Raw genomic sequence first — 16,824 nt, forward strand, 5'->3', positions numbered from 1 at the left:
GCCGGAAACCCGGCGGTGGGTCCGACCGGCCCTGTCCCGGGGCCGAGCCGTACTGCGGTACACGGGGTACCGAACCGACTGCGACTCACTGCGGCCGCGTCACCAGACCGCCGTGAGGAGGGTGCGAGTGGGTAACTCGCTCGTCTGAGATTAACTCGCGGGTAACGAGCGCGCCAGCCCCCGGATTTGTGAGGTGGGTCCCGCGTCCGGTGTGATCCCCCTAACCTCGTCGCCATGGACGAAGAGTTGCGAACGCTCACGGAGCGCTTACGGGCGGAGTCCGGCGGCACGGCCGCGTTCGAGCGGCTGGCCGCCACCGACGACCACGACCTCCTGGCCGGTGTCCTCACCGCTCCCGGGCAGCCGCTGTGGGCGCGTGAACTGGCCGCGTTCAGACTGGGAACGGCCGGTGACCGGCGGGCCTTCGAGGCGCTGGTGCTCCTCCTCAACCACCGCGACCCGTCACGCTGCGCCGCCGCCGCCTACGCCCTCGGCCGCCTCGGCGACCCGCGCACCGCCCGCGCCGCCGCCGCCCTCGCCACCAACGAACTCCGCGTCGCCTACGCCCTGCACCCGGTCCGCCTCCTCGCCGAGCTGCGCGCCCCCGAGGCGGTCCCGGCCCTGATCACCACCCTCCGCCGCCGGCTGCGCCCGCACGACCCCTACCGCCGGGTCGCGCTCGCCTGCGTGGAGGGACTTGGCGAACTCGGCGACCCGCGGGCGGAGTCCGTGCTGAACGAGGCTCTCGCGCACCCGGCCCTGGCGGAGGCGGCGGTGCACGCCCTGGCCCGCATCCCGCACCAGGGGGGCGCCCGCGGACGGATCCCGGGCCAGCGATAGCGACTGACGGGCCGTCGCCTCGCTGTCGCACCCCGCCACCGGTCCCCTCCCCGCGCCCCGGGACCCGCCGGACCCTGGACCGCTTCCGCGAGCGGGCGAGGGCGAGGGCCCGCCGGACCTCGGACAGCTCCTGCGAGCAGGCGGGGTGTCCCGTCCGCGGACGGGAGCGGCCGGCCGGCGCCGCACGGCCGGGCGCGGGGCTCGGCCCGGACAGGGACAGGCCGCCCGTTCCGCGAGCCGGTGAGGGAGGGCGCGTGTCCCGTCCGCGGAGGGGGAACGGCGGCTCGGCGCTCGGCTGTGCGCGGGGGCCTGCCCGGACCAGGACAGGGCGGTCACAGGACGGGGCGGTCACAGGAGGGGCAGGTCCGGGCCCGACGTGGATCTGACCCGGTCAGCCGGCGAGAGCCCGCACGTACCGCACCTCCGGCACCGCGACCCCGCCCACCTCGAAGGGTTCCTCGGCGCCGTCCGGCGTGAAGCCCGCGGCCTCGTAGAAACGGCGGGCGCGCGCGTTCTCCTTGAGCACCCACAGGAACATCCGAGGGAGCCCGGCCGCCGCGCAGCGGCCGCTCACCTCGGTCAGCAGGGCGCGCCCCACCCCCTGCCCGATCCGCTCGGGCGGCAGGTACAGGGCGTACAGCTCGCCGTCGCCGGTGCGCACCTCGCCGTCCCGGTACGGCCCGTAGGCGGCCCAGCCGGCGAGCGTGCCGTCCGCCGCCTCGGCGACCAGGTTCACCACGCTGCCGTCCCCGGCCGCGAGCCGCGCCCGCTGCTTCCCGGCCTCCGCCGCGACGTCCATCGCGTCCAGACACGCCTGCGGGATCATCCCGCGGTACGCGTGCTGCCACCCCCTCACCCGCATCGCGGCGACCTCGTCGCTGTCGTCGGCGGTCATCGGGCGGATACGGACGCGAGCGGGGGCGGACGCGCGGGGCAGACGGGTCATGCGGGTCATCATGGCCCACCGTGCCGCGCGTCCGCCCCCGGGTTTCCGCGGGTCAGATGCGGGAGCCGAGGAGGCCGTGGAGGACGGAGCCGCGGGCCGTGCCGGGGGCCGCCTTCGAGGTCAGCGGCTTCGGGTCGGGCAGCGCCGCGCACACCGCGTCGGCGTCCCCGTGGCTGCCGCGCGGCAGTGTGCCGTCGGCCAGGTACGCCGCCAGGTGCCGGTCCAGGCAGGCGTTGCCGCTCAGCGTGATGCCGTGGTTGCCGCCGCCCGACTCGACCACCAGGCTGGAGCGCTCCAGCCGGCGGTGCACCGTGACGGCGCCCTGGTACGGGGTGGCCGCGTCGTCCGTGGCCTGGAACAGCAGCGCGGGCGGCACCTGGCTCGTGGTGTTGATCCGCTCCGGCCGCGCCGACTCGACCGGCCAGTACGCGCACGGTGCGTTGTACCAGGCGTTGTTCCAGGACATGAACGGCGCCCGCTCGTACATCTCCCAGTTGTCCTTGCGCCACTGCGCCCAGTCCCGCGGCCAGACCGCGTCCCGGCACTCGATCGCCGTGTAGACGCTGTAGCCGTTGTCCCCGGCGACGTCGGTGGCGCCGAAGTTCTCGTACGCCTCGACCAGTGGCCCGCCGTCCTTCTCGTTCACGTAGGCGGCGAACGCCTCGGCCAGGTAGGGCCAGTAGCCGTTGTAGTAGCCGCCCGGAAGGTAGGTGTCCTCCAGCTCGGCCGGTCCGACCTTCCCGCCGGCCGGGTTCTCCTTGAGCCCGGACCGCATCGCGTACCAGGCGGCCTCGATCTTCTCCGCGTCGGTGCCGAGGCGGTACGTCGCGTCGTGCTTGGCGACCCAGTCCATGAAGGCGCGGTGGCGGGCGTTGAACGCCTGGTTCTGATCGAGGTTGGAGTCGTACCAGACGCCCGTCGGGTCGACCACGGAGTCCAGCACCAGACGCCGCACCCGCTGCGGGTGGAGCTTGGCGTACACGGTGCCGAGATAGGTGCCGTAGGAGTAGCCGAAGTAGTTGACGCGCTCCGCGCCCAGCGCCTGCCGGATCACGTCCAGGTCGCGCGCGGCGGCCGTCGTGGTCATGTGCGGCAGCAGGTCCCCGTACTTGCGCCCGCACGCCTCGGCGAAGGACTTCGCACGGTTCAGGTTGGCCTGCTCCACCTCGGGCGAGGTGGGCACCGAGTCGGGGCGTACGGCGTCGAAGTGGCCCGGCACGCAGTCCAGGGCCGGGCGGCTCTCGCCCACGCCACGCGGGTCGAACCCGACGACGTCGTACTCGGCGGCGACCTTCTTCGGCAGCGAGGCGGCGACGAACCCGGCGAGCGTCAGTCCGCTGCCGCCCGGGCCGCCCGGGTTCACCAGCAGCGGACCCTGGTACTTCTTCGCGGTGTGCGGGACGCGCGACAGCGCCAGCGTGATCGTGCGCCCGGAGGGGTCGGCGTGGTCCAGCGGCACCTCGACGGACGCGCACTGCAGCGTCGGGTAGTCGTCGGTGGCGCACTTCTTCCAGGCCGGGGCGGCGGCGTGGAACGTCTCCGGGGCGTGCGGGGCGCCGGCCTCGGCGGGCACGGCCGTGAGGCCCGAGGCGACAACGGCGGCGGCGCCGCACAGCACGGCTGCGCGTTTTCTCATGGTTCTCCCAGGGCGATGTGCTGTGGACCGCGACACTCACGGCTCACGCGGCATCGTCCCGATGTGGCGCCCCGCCTGAACGTGTTCCGTCAGTTCTTGACCCAATCGGGCCGCCGGATGCGCCCGGATGCCCTCAGAGCAGCGTCAGCTGGGTCGGCAGTTCCTCCTCCGGCTCCTCCGGCGCCGGGGCAGGGAGGCGGCGCGGGGTGCCCGCGGGCGCCGGGCCGATGCCGTACTCCCGGGCCAGGTCGTGCACCTGACGCGTGATCCGGCGCTGGTACCAGCGGGGCGCGTAGGCGCCCTCCGCGTACAGCCGCTGGTAGCGGGCGACCAGGTGCGGGTGATGCTCGGCCAGCCAGGACATGAACCACTCGCGGGCGCCGGGCCGCAGATGCAGCACCAGCGGGGTGACCGAGGTGGCGCCCGAGGCGGCGATGGCCCGGACGGTCGCCCTCAGCTGCTCGGGCCGGTCGCCCAGGAAGGGGATCACCGGCGCCATCAGCACCCCGCAGCCGATTCCGGCGTCGGTGAAGGCGCGCACCACGTCCAGCCGCCGCTCGGGCGCCGGGGTGCCCGGCTCGACCGTGCGCCACAGCTCCTCGTCGGTGAAGCCCACGGACACCGACACGCCGACGTCGGTCACGTCGGCGGCCTGCCGCAGCAGGGGCAGGTCGCGCAGGATCAGCGTGCCCTTGGTCAGGATCGAGAAGGGGTTGGCGTGGTCGCGCAGGGCCTCGATGATCCCCGGCATCAGCCGGTAGCGGCCCTCCGCGCGCTGGTAGCAGTCGACGTTGGTGCCCATGGCTATGTGCTCGCCGTGCCAGGAGCGGGAGGCGAGCCGGTGGCGCAGCAGCTCGGGCGCGTTCACCTTGACCACGATCTGGCTGTCGAAGCCCAGCCCGGTGTCGAGGTCGAGGTAGCTGTGCGTCTTGCGGGCGAAGCAGTAGACGCAGGCGTGGGAGCAGCCCCGGTAGGGGTTCACCGTCCATTCGAACGGCATGCGGGAGGCGCCCGGCACCCGGTTGACGATGGAGCGGGCCCGGATCTCGTGGAAGGTGATCCCGCGGAACTCGGGCGTGTCGAAGGTGCGGGTCGTGACCGCATCCGCGCCGAACAGCGCGGTGTCGGCACGGCTGTGTTCGGAGTCCGGTGAGAGGTTCTCCCAGCGCATGACGCCTCCTCGGTGTCGCTGTCGCACAGAATAGAACACATGTTCCCTTGATCGTGCGAGCGACATCTTCGGTCAGTTCCGGAACCTCGATTTGGGCGGCGGGCGCAGGGGTGGTTGGCTGTGCCCCGACCCTGGAGAACCCAGCCCTGGAGGAATGCGATGGCGCAGGTCGAGGCCACTACGGAGCGGATCGTCGCGGCGGACGCGGACACGGTGTTCGACGCCCTCGCCGACTACAGCGGCACCCGCGCCAAGCTGCTGCCCGAGCAGTTCAGCGAGTACGAGGTCCGTGAGGGCGGCGACGGCGAGGGCACCCTCGTGCACTGGAAGCTCCAGGCCACCAGCAAGCGGGTGCGCGACTGCCTCCTGGAGGTCACCGAGCCCACCGACGGCGAACTGGTCGAGAAGGACCGCAACTCCTCGATGGTCACCACCTGGCGGGTCACCCCGGCCGGCGAGGGCCGCGCCCGGGTCGTCGTGACCACCGTGTGGAACGGCGCGGGCGGCATCGGGGGCTTCTTCGAGCGCACCTTCGCCCCCAAGGGCCTCGCCCGCATCTACGACGCCGTGCTGGCCCGGCTGGACGCCGAGGTCGGGAAGCAGTAGTCCCGGCCGCACCGCCGTCGTCCAACTCCGTTCATCTGAAACGGAGTTGGCGCTTCCGTCACCGGTTCGAGTGATCTCTCGGCGGACCGACTCCGTGCCGTAACTCGTCGTGCTTGCTCGTAGTTGTCGCTTTTACGCGGGAATTGTCCGGCAGTGCGACGAGGGGAGCGGCACGTGGGCGGGATCACTCTGACGCAGGACGAGCCGGTCACGGCTCCATCGGCCGGGGGGCCGCCACCCCCCGTGCCACCGGCCGGGGGCCCTCCGTCCCCGGCCCCGGAGAGCGGTCCGGCCCTGAGCCCCGCCCGGGTCCGGCTCGTCTTTCTCGCGCTGATGTCGGCGCTGCTGCTCGCCGCGCTCGAGCAGATGATCGTGGCCACCGCCCTGCCGAGGATCGTCGGCGAGCTGCACGGCCTGGACAAGATGTCCTGGGCGATCACCGCCTACCTGCTCACCGCCACCGTCGGACTGCCGGTGTACGGAAAGCTCGGCGACCAGCTCGGCCGCAAGGGCGTCTTCCAGTTCGCGATCCTCGTCTTCGTCGTCGGCTCCGCGCTGGCCGGCCGCGCCACGACGATGGACCAGCTCATCGCCTACCGCGCGGTGCAGGGCATCGGCGCGGGCGGCCTGATGATCGGTGTGCAGGCGATCATCGCGGACATCGTGCCGGCCCGGCAGCGCGGCCGCTTCATGGGCCTGATCGGCGCCGCCTTCGGACTCGCGTCCGTCGCCGGACCGCTGCTCGGCGGCTACTTCACCGACCATCTGACCTGGCGCTGGTGCTTCTACATCAACGTGCCCTTCGGCCTGGCCACCATGGTCGTCGTCGCCCTGGTGCTGAAGCTGCCCAAGCCGAGGGCCAGGCGCCGCTTCGACGTCCTCGGCACGCTGCTGCTGACCGCCGCGTCCACCTGCCTGGTCCTGCTCACCAGCTGGGGCGGCACCGAGTACGCCTGGGACTCCCGGGTCGTGCTCGGCCTCGGCGCGGGCGCCGTCGCGGCCACCGCCGCCTTCCTGGTCGTCGAGCGGTTCGCGGTCGAACCGCTCATCCCGCTGCGGCTGTTCCGTGACTCGGTCTTCAACGTCACCGGCCTGGTGGGCCTCGTCATCGGCGTCGCCCTGTTCGGCGCCGCCAGCTATCTGCCCACCTACCTCCAGATGGTCGACGGGGCCTCGGCGACCGAGTCCGGGCTGCTGATGCTGCCCATGATGGGCGGCATCGTCGGCACGTCCATCGTCTCCGGGCAGATGATCAGCCGCTCCGGCCGCTACCGCAGCCACCCCGTCGTCGGCGCCGCCCTGTCCGTCGTCGGCATGTGGCTGCTGTCCCGCCTGGAGACCGGCACGCCCCGGCTGCACTACAGCGTCTGGATGTTCGTCCTCGGCGCCGGCATCGGCATGGTGATGCCGGTCCTCATCCTCGCCGTGCAGAACTCCGTGCGCCCCGAGGACCTCGGCACCGCCACCAGCGCCAACAACTACTTCCGGCAGATCGGCGGCAGCGTCGGTGCCGCCGTCTTCGGCACCCTGTTCGCCGACCGGCTCACCGACGCGCTCGCCGAGCGGCTCCCCGCCGGCGCCGCCGGGACGCCGGCCGACGCCGGGTCGATCACCCCCGAACTCGTGCACGCCCTGCCGCCGGAGCTGCGCGACGCCTACGTCCAGGCCTACGCGGACGCCATGCCGCGCATCTTCCTCTACCTCGTGCCGGTGCTCGTCCTCGGCCTGCTCATCGCCTTCTTCCTCAAGGAGAAACCACTGGTGTCCCACCACACCCCCACCGCCGACCCGGCCCAGGACGCACCGCACTTCGAGGCGCGCGTACCGCAGGCGCGCGGTGCGCACAGCGGCGGCATCCCCGTCTGCGGCACCGTCCAGCACCCCGACGGCACCGCCGTCCCGCGCGCGGCGCTCACCCTCATCGACGTCCAGGGACAGCAGACCGGACGCGGCGCGAGCGGCGCCGACGGGCGATACGCACTGGCCACTCCCGGACCTGGCTCATACGTCCTGATCGCCGCCGCGGGCGGTCACCAGCCGCAGGCGGTCTCCGTGACCGTCGGCGAGCGGCCCGTCGAGCTCGACGTCGTCCTCGGCGGCGCGGGCCGGCTCGCGGGCAGCGTCGTCACCGCCGACGGCACCCCCGTACGGGACGCCGCCGTCACCCTCACCAACGTGCACGGCGAGGTCGTCGCCGGCACGCGCAGCGGCCGCGAGGGCGGCTACGTCATCACCGAACTCGTCGCGGGCGAGTACACCCTCGCCGCCAGCGCCCCCGCCTTCCGCCCGGCGGCCCTGCCGGTCACCGTGCAGGCCGCCCGCGAGACGCGCCAGGACGTCGAGCTGGCGGGCGGCGCCGTGCTCCGCGGTACCGTGCGGGCCGGCGGCGGACGGCCGGTGGAGGACGCGCGGGTCACGCTGCTCGACGCGGCGGGCAACGTCGTCGACACCCTCACCACCGGACCCGACGGCACCTTCCGGTTCGTCGACCTGTCCTCCGGCGAGTACACGGTCATCGCCGCCGGCTACCCGCCGGTCGCCACCGTGCTCCAGGTGGCCGGCGGAGGCCGCACCGAACGCGACCTCCAGCTCGGGCACGAGGACTGACCGCCCCTGAGCGGTGGGCCGGAGCCGCCCCCCTCCGCGGCTCCGGCCCACCGCCCCGGTCACCCCTCGGCCAGGGCGTCCCGTACGGCGGCGGCGACCTCCTCCACGGCCGGCGGGAAGAGGACCGAGTAGTGGTTGGTGCCGTCGATCCGGCGGGCCGCCATCCGCGCCGGGTCCAGGGCCGCCGCGGCGACCCGCCCGGCGTCGTACAGCGCCCGCGGCTCGTCGAGCAACCCCCGCTCCGCCCACAGCAGTTCGCCGCGCACCCCCGGCTGGTGCACGGCGGCCAGCGTCTCCGCGTCACCCAGCACGTCCGCGCCGTCCGCCCGCACCGCGTCCAGCACACAGCTGCTGCGCAGTTCGGGCGCCCGGCCCGTGAGGTCCCGTGTCACATAGCCGGCGACGTGCGGGCCCCAGTGCGGGCCGAGCGCCGGGTGGGCGCGGAAGAACGCCAGATAGTCCTCCGCGCTCGCGAACGTCATCGACAGCCGGTCCATCGCCGGGCCGATCACCGCCTTCAGCAGCGCGTCGATGTCGGTGCCCCCGGGCGGCGGGAAGCCCAGCCCGCCGTCGACCAGCACCACGCGCGGGAAGCGGTCCGGGTGCCGGGCGGCGGCCAGCGCGGCGACGAAGGCCCCCATGGAGTGGCCCACCAGCACCGCCCGTTCCAGCCCCAGATGGTCGAGCAGCGCCACCGTGTCGTCGACGTGCGCGCCCAGTCCGTACGGTCCCGGCAGCTCCGCGCTCCCGGCCCGGCCCCGCAGGTCGGGGGCGTGGAGGTCGACGCCGGGCAGGGCGTCGGCCAGGGCGGCGAAGGCGAGCGAGTTGGCGGTGATGCCGTGCAGGGCGACGACGGGCGGCCCGTCCCCCGGCCAGCGGGTGACGGCGAGCCGGCCGCCGCGGACGGGGGCGGTGAGGTCCCGCGCGAGGGCGGACCCGGACGTGGTCATGCGCTTCTCCTTCGGCCCAGGGTGGTGACGCCGCCGGGGGCCAGACAGACGGCCAGGACGAAGAGACTGCCCAGGATCAGCATCGGTTCCACCCCCAGGTCCCAGCCGCCGAGCCGCTGGTCGAGATAGGTGAACAGCACCCCGCCCACGACCGGCCCCCAGCGGGTGCCGCTGCCGCCTAGGACCACCATCACCAGCAGGGTGAGCGTGAACTCGGGCGTGGAGGTGTGCGGGGTGGCGCCCGCGGTGACCAGCAGGTGCAGCACCCCGCCGAGCACGGCGAGGGAGGACGCCAGCACGAACGCGCCCAGCTTGTGCGCGAACGGGCTGCGGCCGAGGACGGCCACCCGCTGCTCGTTGTCCCGGATCGCCTGCCACACCCGGCCGGCCGGGCGCGCGGTCACCGTCCACACCACGCCCGCCACCAGGACCAGATAGGCGAGCGCCAGCCAGTACACGTTCGCCGTGTTCTGCACCCCGACCAGGGCGTCCGGCACCCCGTCGACGTACAGCGGCAGCCCCTCCTCGCCGCCGGTGAGGCCGCCCGGGTTGCGCTCCACGTAGATGGAGCCCGCCTGCGCGAAGGCCAGGGTGACCATCGCGAAGCCCACGCTGCCGAGGGCGAGGGTGCGCAACGAGACCGCGCCCAGGACGAGGGCGGCCAGCGCCCCGAGCACCAGGGTGAGCAGCGCGGCCGGCAGCAGGCCCAGGCCCAGCTCGGTCATGGCGAGCTGGGCGCCGTAGCTGCCTCCCGCGATGTAGAGGGCGTGCCCGAAGGACAGCAGCCCGGTGCGGCCGAACATCAGGTCGTACCCGAGCGCGAGCGCGCCGAAGACCAGGCACAACGCGAACAGCTGGAGCGAGCCGGGGGAGTTGACCGGGCCGTCGAGCAGTACCGGGACGTCCAGCGCCGAGAACGGCAGCAGCGCGAGGACCAGCAGCACCGCCACCGGGACGGTCGCCGGACGCAGCCGGCGCAACAGCCCGTGCTTCGCGCCCGGTGTGTCCTTGACGGCCGGGGCCGGGGCGACGGGTGTGGCCCGCGGGGTGCGGGTGGCGGTCATGCCGTGCCTCCTGCGGATCGGGTGCGGAGTGCGGTGAGCGCGCGGCGCAGCCGGGCGGGCGGCGACCCGGTCCTGGCGGCCGGCCGGGACAGCACCACCGCGGCCAGCAGGACCACGACGGCGAGGTCGCCGTAGCCGCCCGCGTAGTAGTTGGCGTACTGCTGCACCAGGCCCACGGTGAGCGCGGACAGCGCCACGCTGGTGATCGAGACGAGACCGCCGATGATCACCACGACGAACGCGAACACCAGCAGCGACGTCCCGTGGTGCGGCGAGAGCGAGCCGAAGTAGAGGCCGCCGAGCACGCCTGCGAGGCCCGCGAGGGCGCCGCCGAGCGCGAAGACCAGGGTGAAGGCACGGGTGACGTCGATGCCGAGCGCCGTGACCATCGCGCGGTCCTCCACCCCGGCGCGGACGATCAGCCCGTAGCGGGTGCGGGACAGGAACAGGTGGATGCCGGCCAGGACCAGCAGGGCCACCGCGACGAGCAGGAACCGGTTCACCGGCACGCGCGCCCCCAGGACGCCGACGGTGCCGGAGAGCGCGTCGGGCACCGGGAACGGCCGGGCGTCGGCGCCCCACACGGTCTGCACCAGCGCCGGGACGGCGAGCGACAGGCCGACGGTCACCAGGATCTGCTCCTTGACCCGGCCGTACAGCCGCCGGATGAGGACCAGTTCGACCACGGCCGCCAGCAGCAGTCCGGTGAGGGTGCCCACCACGGCGGCGAGCAGCAGCCCCGGCATCCCGCCGACCGTCTCGGCGGTGCGCCAGGCGGTGTAGACGGAGACGGTGAGGAACGCGCCGTGCGCGAAGTTCAGCACGTCCATCAGCCCGAAGATCAGGGCGAGCCCGGAGGCGATGAGGAAGTACAGGGCCCCCAGGCCCAGTCCGGTCAGGGTGAGCAGGACGAGGGTGTCCATCAGGCGGCTCCGTGGTCGGGGCGGCTGCCGACACCCAGCAGCGCGGTCGTACGGGCGGTGTCGGCGAGCAGGTCGCGGGCGTCGCCGGTGTGCACGACCCGGCCGGCGTCCAGCACCACCGCGCTGCGGGCCAGCCGACGCACCACGGCGAGGTTCTGCTCGACCAGCAGCAACGGCACGCGTTCGGCGGCCCGTTCGAGCACCTCGGCGGCCTCGGTGACCACCCGGGGCGCGAGGCCCTTGGTGGGCTCGTCGACGACGACGAGGGTGTTGTCGTTGAGCAGGGTCCGGGCGAGGGCGACCATCTGCTGCTGGCCGCCGGACAGGGTGCCGGCGCGCTGGTCGCGGCGGGCGGCCAGCTCCGGGAACAGGTCGTGCACCAGGTCGTAGCGGTGCTCGTGGCCCGGGCGTTCGGCCAGCGCGAGATTCTCCGCGACGGTGAGCCCGGCGAACACCCCGCGGTCCTCGGGCGCGTAGCCGATGCCGCGGCGCACGGTGCGGTGGGTGGGCTCGTGGGTGATGTCGTCGCCGGCGAAGGTGACACGGCCCGCGGTGACCCGGCCGCCGTCCGGCAGCAGCCCCAGCACCGCGCGGATGGTCGTGGTCTTGCCGACGCCGTTGCGGCCCAGCAGGGCGGTCACGCCGGAGGCGGGCACCTCGAAGGTGACGCCGGTGAGGATGCGGGACCCGGCGATGTCCACGTCGAGGGCCTCGACGCGCAGGATCGGTGGCGCGGTCACAGCTCGTCTCCCAGATAGGCCTGCTGGACGGTGGCGTCCGCCATCACCTCGGCGGGGCTCGCGGCGGCGAGCAGCCGCCCGTGGTGCATCACGGCGACCCGGTCGGCGAGGCCGAGCACCACGTCCATGTGGTGCTCGACCAGCAGCACCGTGCGGCCCTCGTCGCGGTGCAACGACCTGATGAGGTCGGTGAGTTCGGCGGTCTCCTCCGAGGCCACGCCGGCCATCGGCTCGTCCAGCAGCATCAGCCGCGTCCCGGCCGTGCCCGCGCCGAGGGTGGGCGCGAGCAGCATCGCCAGCTCCAGCTTGCGCTTGTCGCCGTGCGACAGGCCGGCCGCGAGATCGTCCGCGCGGTGCGCCAGCCGGACCCGCTCCAGCACTCCGGTGACGTCCGCCGCGCCGACCCGGCGCACCCCGGCGGACCGGGCGGCCAGGTCGACGTGCTCGGCGACCGTCATCGTCGGGAACACCGAGGACGACTGGAAGGTCCGCCCGATGCCCCGGCGCACCCGGCGGTGCGGGGGCAGGGCGGTGATGTCGTGACCGTCGAGCAGGACGGCGCCGCCGGTCGGCCGGGTCAGCCCGGTGATCAGGTTGAACAGGGAGGTCTTGCCCGCCCCGTTGGGGCCGATCACGGCGAGGAGTTCGCCCTCGCGCACGGCGAGCGACACCCCGTCGATGATGTCGGCGCCCCCCACCGACCAGCACAGCCGGTCCAGTTGCAGTACGGACGTCATGCTCAGCCGATCCTCGTCTCGGCGGGGGCGACCTGATCGGCGGGGAAGGTCCGCGCCACCCGCGGCGCGCCCTCGCCGGTGAACTGCGCCTGGAACGTGGGCTGGAGCAGCGCGTGGTCGGCGGCCCGCACGGTGTTCGGCCCCTTCACACCGGAGAACGAGAGGCCCTCGAGCGCCTTCACCATGGCGTCCGTGTCGCCCTTCGCGCCGCCCGCCCGGACCGCCTCGACGACCATCTGCGCCGCGTTGAACCCGTCCGGGGTGAACAGGTCCTCCTCCCACTTCTTCGCCTTGAAGTAGGTCCGCATCGCCTCCGCCTCCGGGGTGTCCGCGGCGCCGGGCACGTAGTGCGCCAGCAGCGTGACCTTCTCCCGCGCCTTGCCGAAGACCGGGTAACTCGCCCTGCTGTCCAGCCCGGTGACGACGGTGGCGGCGTCCAGGACGCCCTGCTGGTCGAGGGTGGACCACATCGACTGGGCGGTGTCCCCGGCCCAGGCGACGAACACCATGTCCGGCCGGGCCGCCTTCACCTTGCTCGCCACCGGGGTCAGATCGGTGGCGGCGGGCGGCGCCAGCACCTCGCCCACGGTGGTGCCGCCGGTGCCGAGCACGGACTTCACCGCGGCGGCGTTGGCCTGGCCGAAGGCGTTGTCCTGGGCCAGCACGACGACCTTCTTGCCCTTCGAGCCGCCCAGGATGTTCTTCGCGGTCAGCACGTCCTGGTAGGTCTGGCGGCCGGAGCGGAAGGTGTAGCGGTTGACGCCGGTCAGCGCGTCGGTGGCGGCGGGCCCGCTGATGTAGAGGGTCTTGTTCTGCGCCGCGACGGGTGCGATCTGCGTGGCCACGCCGGAGACGGCGGAGCCCGCGATGATCGGCACCCCCTGCCCGATGCGCTTCTTGGCCAGGGAGACGCCCTTGGCCGGGTCGCCGCCGTCGTCGTCCTTGAGCACGGTGATCTCCACGCCGTCGACGGCGCCGGTGCCGTCGGTCGCGTGGTCGAGGCCGGCCTCGAAACCGCGCAGGTACTGCTCGCCGTACGAGGCCAGCGGGCCGCTGGTGGAGGTGATGAGGGCGACCTTCACCTCCTCGGCGCCGGAGGCGGTGCTGCTGCCGGGGCTGGAGCAGCCGGCGGTGAAGGCGGTGGCGAGCAGGGCCACGGCGGCGGACAGGAAAAGGGGTCTACGCATGACCGAACGGCTCCTCGGTGCGACGGCGGACGACGCCAGCGGCACGATCCGTCACGGGTGATCACTGTGCGCTGAGCGGTACCCGGCAGTGTGATCCCGCTCAGATCCGGCCACAATGTGGCCCGCACACACGTGACATCGTTCAACCGTGGTGTCTACACACGTCGTTGCGGTGCGAGGAGGGCAAGGGGCGCGGAGGTGCGCGCCGGTCAGGAGGTCCGGCGGCTCCGGGCGGCGGCCTGGTCCGCGAGACCGCCGGCGCCCAGCAGCCCGGTCGCCTCGAACGGTTCGGCGGCGGCCAGCCGCGGCAGTTCACGCCGGGACAGCGCCGTCACCACCGGCGGCATCGCCCCCCGCACCAGCTGTGTCGCGCGCAGCCACCCGGGCACGTACACCGACGGACGGCGCCGTTCCACCGCGTCCACCAACCGCCGCGCCACATGCTCCACCGGGTACACCTTCCGCGCGGGCGGCGGCATGTGACCGCGCAGCTCGCGCAGCACCGCGTGCTCGTCCACGCCGCGGATCATGTCGGTGTCCGTCCAGTTGATGTACGCGATGCACACGGCCACATGACGGTGCGCCATCTCCGCCCGCAGGGAGTGCGCGAACGACTCGACGCCCGCCTTCGACGCGCAGTACGCGCTCATCATCGGCGCCGAGCCGATCGACGCCAGCGACGCCACCTGGAGGAAACAGCCGCCGGTCGCGGTCAGATCACCGATGAACGTGCGGGCGGTGGCCGCGCTGCCGATCAGGTTCACCTCGATCACCCGCCGCCACACCGCCGGGTCGGACCCGGCGAACGGCCCGCCCTCGGCGACCCCCGCGTTGGCGACCACGACCGACGGCGGCCCGAGACGCGCCCGGATGTCCGCGCCGGTCTCCGCGAGGCCTTCGTCGTCCGTGACGTCGACCTCCCAGCAGCCGCCCTCGCCGGGCAGCTCGTCCCGCACCTGCCGCAGCGTCCGCTCCTCCCGCCCGAGCAGCGCCACCCTCATGCCGCGCGAGGACAGCTCGCGGGCCATCGCCGCGCCCAGGCCGCGGGCCGCGCCGGTGACGACGGCGGTCCTTCCGTCCAGCGGGTTCCGGGTCCGCGGCATGCGACGCTCCTGTGCTCCGTGGCGGGCGCTCGTCCCGTTCACCGTAGGCCCGGCCGGGCATCCACGCAGGTCGGGCGGTGCGGGCCGAGGCGCACGCGAGGCGCCAGTGGTCTGGACCGGTGAGAGTTATCCACAGGGTGGCCGGAGCGATGCGGGACGACGTAGCGTGTGCGCCATGAAGATCCTCATCAGCGCCGACATGGAGGGCGCCACCGGTGTCACCTGGCCGGCCGACGTCCTGCCGGGGACGCCCCAGTGGGAGCGGTGCCGGTCCATGTTCACCTCCGACGTGGACGCCGCCGTGCGCGGCTTCTTCGACGGCGGCGCCGACGAGGTGCTGATCAACGAGGCCCACTGGACCATGCGCAACCTGCTGCTGGAGCGGCTCGACGAGCGTGCCGAGATGCTCACCGGGCGGCACAAGGACCTGTCCATGGTGGAGGGCGTCCAGCGCGGCGACGTCGACGGCATCGCCTTCGTGGGGTACCACGCGGGCGCCGGCATGGAGGGCGTCCTCGCGCACACCTTCCTCGCCAACTCCGTCACCGGCGTGTGGCTCAACGACGTGCGCGCCAGCGAGGGCCTGCTCAACGCCCACGTGGCCGCCGAGTACGGAGTCCCGGTGATCCTCGTCACCGGCGACGACGTGGCCTGCGAGGACGCCCTGGGCTACGCGCCCGAGGCGCGGAAGGTCGCCGTGAAGGACCACGTGTCGCGGTACGCCGCCGTGTGCCGCACCCCTTCCCGGACGGCCGCGGACATCCAGGCGGCGGCCAAGGAGGCGGCCACGCTCGCGGTCCGCCACGAACCGGTCCGAGGCGGGCCCTTCACCGTGGCGGTGGAGTTCGACGCCGAGCACCTGGCCGGGGCCGTCACCGTCGTGCCGGGCGTGACCCGGGGCGGCGAGCGCAAGGTGATCTACAGCAGCGAGACCATGTACGACGCAATCCGCACCTTCAAGGCGGTCACCACGATCGCCTCGGCCGCGGTGGAGGAGCAGTATGGCTGACCAGCTCGCCCTGGACGAGGTCGTGACCTTCACGTCCGACCTCATCAGGATCGACACGACGAACCGGGGCGGGGGCGACTGCCAGGAGCGTCCCGCCGCCGAGTACGCGGCGGCGCGGCTCGCCGAGGCCGGCCTGGAGCCGGTCATGCTGGAGCGCACCCCGGGCCGGACCAACGTCGTGGCGCGGCTGGAGGGCACCGACCCGTCGGCCGACGCGCTGCTGCTCCACGGCCACCTGGACGTCGTCCCGGCCGAGCCCGCGGACTGGAGCGTGCACCCCTTCTCCGGGGAGATCCGCGACGGCGTCGTATGGGGACGCGGTGCCGTCGACATGAAGAACATGGACGCGATGATTCTGTCCGTGGTGCGCTCCTGGGCGCGCGAGGGCGTGCGTCCCCGCCGGGACGTCGTCATCGCGTTCACCGCGGACGAGGAGGACAGCGCCGCGGACGGCGCGGGCTTCCTCGCCGACCGGCACCCGCACCTCTTCGAGGGCTGCACCGAGGGCGTCAGCGAGTCCGGCGCGTACACCTTCCACGACGGACAGGGCCGGCAGTTCTACCCGATCGGGGCCGGCGAGCGCGGCACCGGCTGGATGCGGCTCACCGCCCGAGGCCGCGCAGGACACGGCTCCAAGGTCAACCGGGAGAACGCGGTCACCAGCCTCGCCGCCGCCATCACCCGCATCGGCGAGCACGAGTGGCCGCTGCGGCTCACCCCGACGGTGCGCGCCGCGCTGACCGAGATCGCCGCCGTGTACGGCATCGAGACCGACCTGTCCGACGTGGACGCCCTGCTGGACAAGCTCGGCGGGGCGGCCAAGCTCGTCGAGGCCACCGTCCGCAACAGCAGCAACCCGACGATGCTCGACGCCGGCTACAAGGTCAACGTGATCCCCGGCGAGGCCGTCGCGCACGTCGACGGGCGGTTCCTGCCGGACGCGGAGGACGAGTTCCGGGCCACCATGGACCGGCTCACCGGCCCCGACGTCGACTGGGAGTTCGCCCACCGCGAGATCGCCCTCCAGGCGCCGGTGGACTCCCCGACGTTCGCCGCGATGCGCGAGGCCGTGCGGGCGTTCGCACCCGAGGCGCACACCGTGCCGTACTGCATGTCCGGCGGCACGGACGCCAAGCAGTTCGCCCGGCTCGGCATCACCGGGTACGGCTTCGCGCCGCTGAAGCTGCCCGAGGGCTTCGACTACCAGGCCCTCTTCCACGGCGTGGACGAGCGCGTGCCGGTCGAGGCACTCCAGTTCGGTGTCCAGGTGCTCGACCGGTTCCTGCGGTCGGCGTGAGGCGAGTG

15 protein-coding genes are annotated in these 16,824 nt (G+C 73.5%); 5 read left to right on the plus strand and 10 right to left on the minus strand.

Annotated elements, in window-relative coordinates:
* Nucleotides 1-234: 234 nt before the first annotated feature.
* Nucleotides 235-840, plus strand: a complete 606-nt coding sequence (locus tag MTR79_RS11355; protein ID WP_189363571.1) for an adenylosuccinate lyase — start codon at nt 235-237, stop codon at nt 838-840.
* A 391-nt stretch (nt 841-1,231) separates the two neighbouring features.
* Here the strand turns inward: MTR79_RS11355 and MTR79_RS11360 are convergent, their stop codons facing one another.
* From MTR79_RS11360 to MTR79_RS11370, 3 genes are all read right to left on the minus strand, one after another.
* A complete protein-coding gene (locus MTR79_RS11360) occupies nt 1,232-1,786 on the minus strand; it encodes a GNAT family N-acetyltransferase (RefSeq protein WP_244789994.1) in 555 nt (184 codons plus the stop codon).
* 52 nt (nt 1,787-1,838) lie between these two features.
* Complete coding sequence (locus MTR79_RS11365; RefSeq protein ID WP_086699086.1) at nt 1,839-3,422, minus strand: alpha/beta hydrolase; 1,584 nt, start codon at nt 3,420-3,422, stop codon at nt 1,839-1,841.
* A gap of 133 nt (nt 3,423-3,555) precedes the next feature.
* A complete protein-coding gene (locus tag MTR79_RS11370; RefSeq protein ID WP_086699087.1) occupies nt 3,556-4,593 on the minus strand; it encodes an Rv2578c family radical SAM protein in 1,038 nt (345 codons plus the stop codon).
* Between the two features lie 159 nt (nt 4,594-4,752).
* On the opposite strand from MTR79_RS11370, the gene MTR79_RS11375 reads away from it, so the two are divergent.
* Entirely contained in the window at nt 4,753-5,199 is a 447-nt protein-coding gene (locus MTR79_RS11375; RefSeq protein WP_086699089.1) for an SRPBCC family protein, read from the plus strand.
* 174 nt (nt 5,200-5,373) lie between these two features.
* The gene (locus tag MTR79_RS11380) at nt 5,374-7,806 is read left to right on the plus strand and encodes an MFS transporter (protein WP_086699091.1); all 2,433 of its coding nucleotides are present in this window, start codon (nt 5,374-5,376) and stop codon (nt 7,804-7,806) included.
* A gap of 59 nt (nt 7,807-7,865) precedes the next feature.
* Here MTR79_RS11380 and MTR79_RS11385 read toward each other — a convergent pair whose 3' ends face one another.
* From MTR79_RS11385 to MTR79_RS11415, 7 genes are all read right to left on the minus strand, one after another.
* Nucleotides 7,866-8,756, minus strand: a complete 891-nt coding sequence (locus MTR79_RS11385) for an alpha/beta hydrolase (RefSeq protein ID WP_244789996.1) — start codon at nt 8,754-8,756, stop codon at nt 7,866-7,868.
* Nucleotides 8,753-9,820: a branched-chain amino acid ABC transporter permease gene (locus tag MTR79_RS11390; RefSeq protein ID WP_244789997.1), complete on the minus strand. Its 1,068-nt coding sequence runs from the start codon at nt 9,818-9,820 to the stop codon at nt 8,753-8,755. The genes MTR79_RS11385 and MTR79_RS11390 overlap by 4 nt, the downstream gene beginning before the upstream one ends.
* Complete coding sequence (locus MTR79_RS11395; protein WP_244790000.1) at nt 9,817-10,743, minus strand: branched-chain amino acid ABC transporter permease; 927 nt, start codon at nt 10,741-10,743, stop codon at nt 9,817-9,819. The genes MTR79_RS11390 and MTR79_RS11395 overlap by 4 nt, the downstream gene beginning before the upstream one ends.
* The gene (locus tag MTR79_RS11400; protein ID WP_086699097.1) at nt 10,743-11,483 is read right to left on the minus strand and encodes an ABC transporter ATP-binding protein; all 741 of its coding nucleotides are present in this window, start codon (nt 11,481-11,483) and stop codon (nt 10,743-10,745) included. The genes MTR79_RS11395 and MTR79_RS11400 overlap by 1 nt, the downstream gene beginning before the upstream one ends.
* A complete protein-coding gene (locus MTR79_RS11405) occupies nt 11,480-12,220 on the minus strand; it encodes an ABC transporter ATP-binding protein (RefSeq protein ID WP_244790001.1) in 741 nt (246 codons plus the stop codon). The genes MTR79_RS11400 and MTR79_RS11405 overlap by 4 nt, the downstream gene beginning before the upstream one ends.
* Before the next feature lie 2 nt (nt 12,221-12,222).
* Nucleotides 12,223-13,407, minus strand: coding sequence for a substrate-binding domain-containing protein (locus MTR79_RS11410; protein WP_189363578.1), 1,185 nt, complete (start codon nt 13,405-13,407; stop codon nt 12,223-12,225).
* A gap of 209 nt (nt 13,408-13,616) precedes the next feature.
* A complete protein-coding gene (locus MTR79_RS11415; protein ID WP_244790002.1) occupies nt 13,617-14,510 on the minus strand; it encodes an SDR family oxidoreductase in 894 nt (297 codons plus the stop codon).
* A gap of 175 nt (nt 14,511-14,685) precedes the next feature.
* Here MTR79_RS11415 and MTR79_RS11420 point away from each other — a divergent pair, with 175 nt between their 5' ends.
* Together MTR79_RS11420 and MTR79_RS11425 are read left to right on the plus strand one after the other, a co-directional pair.
* The gene (locus MTR79_RS11420; RefSeq protein WP_086699103.1) at nt 14,686-15,519 is read left to right on the plus strand and encodes a M55 family metallopeptidase; all 834 of its coding nucleotides are present in this window, start codon (nt 14,686-14,688) and stop codon (nt 15,517-15,519) included.
* The gene (locus MTR79_RS11425; protein WP_244790003.1) at nt 15,512-16,816 is read left to right on the plus strand and encodes a M20/M25/M40 family metallo-hydrolase; all 1,305 of its coding nucleotides are present in this window, start codon (nt 15,512-15,514) and stop codon (nt 16,814-16,816) included. The genes MTR79_RS11420 and MTR79_RS11425 overlap by 8 nt, the downstream gene beginning before the upstream one ends.
* Nucleotides 16,817-16,824: the final 8 nt, after the last annotated feature.

The sequence above is a fragment of the Streptomyces sp. BJ20 genome (genome assembly GCF_022869105.1).
GTDB classification, from domain to species: Bacteria; Actinomycetota; Actinomycetes; order Streptomycetales; family Streptomycetaceae; genus Streptomyces; species Streptomyces griseoincarnatus.